At 73.2% G+C, this 2717-nt stretch carries 3 protein-coding genes and 1 pseudogene; all 4 read left to right on the top strand.

The annotated features are described in order from the left end of the window. Positions 1 to 299 (top strand): annotated as a pseudogene (locus ACYVE7_RS32240) (hypothetical protein); the annotation flags it as partial. Between the two features lie 3 nt (positions 300 to 302). Beyond that, the gene (locus ACYVE7_RS32235) at positions 303 to 1427 is read left to right on the top strand and encodes a Rieske 2Fe-2S domain-containing protein (protein ID WP_460370125.1); all 1125 of its coding nucleotides are present in this window, start codon (positions 303 to 305) and stop codon (positions 1425 to 1427) included. After that, positions 1411 to 2517 carry a terpene synthase family protein gene (locus ACYVE7_RS32230; RefSeq protein ID WP_460370124.1) on the top strand — a complete coding sequence of 369 codons (1107 nt, stop codon included), beginning with the start codon at positions 1411 to 1413 and terminating at the stop codon, positions 2515 to 2517. Before ACYVE7_RS32235 ends, ACYVE7_RS32230 begins: the two co-directional genes overlap by 17 nt. A 4-nt stretch (positions 2518 to 2521) precedes the next feature. Further along, on the top strand, positions 2522 to 2717 hold a 196-nt coding region (locus ACYVE7_RS32225; protein ID WP_460370122.1), incomplete at its 3' end, for a hypothetical protein.

The following is a 2717-nucleotide window of genomic DNA, read 5'->3' as shown; positions in this document are numbered from 1 at the left end:
CCGCGCCCCGGCTGCTCCCGCCGCCGCTGCGCGGCCCGTTCGCCGCGGGCGCGTCCTGGACGCTCGCGCGGGTGGGTCACTGGTACAACCACGGCCAGATCATCATGCCCAAGCGCGGCGGCGACCTGCCGATCTGGGACACCAAGACCTATCTGCCGCGGCCCCGGCTCGCCGAGGGCGACGGCCCCTTCCTGCGCTTCCGCCGCTGGGCCGAGCGCTTCTACCCCGACGGCGCACCGGCCGCCGAAATCCCCCCGGCCCGGGCGGAGGCCCGGCTCACGTCCAGCGCAGGAGGCTGATCCATGCTCCGCCGCCAGAAGAACCGGAACTACTCCGTCCCCATCGAGGACCGGATCACGCCCTACAGCCCGGCGGAGTCACCGCTCCCGAACCCGGACGGCTGGTTCTGCCTGGGCGCGTCCCGGGACGTCCCACCGGGTTCGGTCGCCACCCGAAGGCTGCTGGAGCAGGACGTCGTGCTCTGGCGGACCCGGTCGGGGAAGCTGGTCGCCAACCGTCCGTACTGCCCGCATCTGGGCGCCCATCTCGGCCAGGGCGGGACGGTCAGGGGCGACGACCTCGTCTGCCCGTTCCACGAGTTCGCCTTCAACCCCGAAGGCGCGTGCGTGCGCAACGCCTACGGCACCCGCCCGCCGGCCAGGGCCCGGCTGACCACGCTGCCGGTCGAGGAGATCAACGGGCTGATCTTCGTCTGGCACCACCACGCGGGCGCCGCGCCGGACTGGCGGATCCCCGAACTGCCCACCGACGGGTACTCGGCGCCGCACGTCAGCATCACCGAGTCGGCCGGCCATCCGCAGGAGGTGATGGAGAACGCCATCGACACCGGCCACCTCAACACGCTGCACCGGCCCGTCATGACCGGCGGAAGCGCCGCCGTGCCGTTCCAGGACCACGGCCGGAGCTGCTCCACGACCCTGCGGCTGGCCGCGATCATCCCGCTGACCGGCCGGACCTACACCGCCGACTACGCGATCGCGATCCACGGCGTCGGCTATCTGGTCGGCGACATCCCGCTCAGGTTCGGCATCGGCCTGCGGGTCTACGCGCTGCCCGTGGTGATCGGCCCGTGGCGGATGCAGGTGCGGTGGGCCGCCAGCGCCCGGGTCCCCGCGCCCCGGCTGCTCCCGCCGCCGCTGCGCGGCTGGTTCGCCACCGGAGCGTCCCGGCTGCTGGCCCGGCTCACCCACTGGTTCAACCACAAGCGGTTCCTGATGCCGGAGCGCGGCGGCGACCTGCCGGTGTGGGGGGCCAAGACCTACCTGCCCAGGCCGCGGCTGGCCGAAGGCGACGGCCCGCTCATGCGCTACCGCCGCTGGACCACCCAGTTCCTCCCCGAACCCGCCGTCGAACCCGCCGTCCAGACCGCCGCCGAGCAGAGGAGCGGCCTTGAAGCACACCGCTGACGCGGCCCTCCCGCCGCTGTGGTCACCGATCCCCGTGGAGATCCACCCCCAGGCCGACCTGATCAACGAGCGGACCAACCGCTGGCTGCTCGACCACCGGGTCGTCGCCAGGGACGAGGAGCACCGCGAGCGGCTGACCACCTACGGTCTCGGCTACATCGCCGCGATGTTCTTCCCGCACGCCGACCTGGAACGGGCGCAGCTCGGCGCCGACCTGATCTGCGCGTGGGGTTTCCCCGTCGACGACCTGATCGACGACATCGCCCAGGACTCCGACGAGGTCGTGCTGCGGCTCAACAGCCTCCTGCGGCTGCTGGACGCCCCCGGCTGCCCGCCCCTGGACGACGACCCGCTCGCCGCCGCCTGGTGCGAGGCGCGGGAGCGGCTGCTGCGCCTGGCCACCCCGGCGCAGATCGTCCGGCACGCCGAGAGCTGGCGGCTGTGGTTCTTCGGCGGCGCGTGCGAGCGGGCCCAGCGCACCCTCGGCGGGGTCCCCGGGCTGGCGGAGACCGTGACCGTCAAGCTGTACGGGGTCGGGGCCGCGGTGCCGATGACCTACTGCGAGATCGCGGGCGGCTACCGGCTCGACGCCGACGAGCTCGCCCTGCCGGCCGTCAGGGCGCTCGGCGAGATGATGTGGATCCTCTGCAACTGGGACAACGACATCTTCTCCCTGCCGCGCGACCTGACCAACGGCATCGGCGACAGCAACCTGATCACGATCCTGGCCCGCCGCGACGGCGTCGGCGTCCGGCAGGCCGTCGCCACCGCGCTGACGATGCGGAACCAGGTGATGGCGCTCTTCCTGCGGCTCCGCGCCGAGCTGGCGCCGCAGGTCTCCCCGCAGACACGGCTCTACCTGCGTGACGTCGGCCTGCACATCGCGGCCTACACGCGGTTCTGGCACCACAGCAGCCGGGAGAAGATCGAGGTCGATCCGCGTTACGCGGGCCTGCTCCCGGAGATCACGGTCGACACGTCACCCGACGGAGTCGAGCTCGGCGCGCCGCTCCCCATCCCGGCGATCGCCTGGTGGTGGGAGTGCCTGGCCGGATCGAGCACCGCCGTCCCGGCCGGAAAAGGGAGGTAGCGCCGTGTCGCTTCTCGAACTGCCGCCGCGCGGGCGGCTCGTCCACGATCTCCGCGAGCGGCTGGCCGGCCATCTCGCCGGGCTGGTCACCGCGGAGGGCGCCGTGCCGGGCCACTGCCGGGGCCGGGTCCTGGAGACGGCGCTGACCCTGCGGCTGATCGCGCTGACGGGGGAGCGGGACGGGGACGCCGTCGCGCTGG

The sequence above is a fragment of the Actinocorallia lasiicapitis genome (assembly GCF_054778695.1).
The sequence above is the reverse complement of the archived record's forward strand: the minus strand, read 5'-3'. Positions and strand labels throughout refer to the sequence as shown.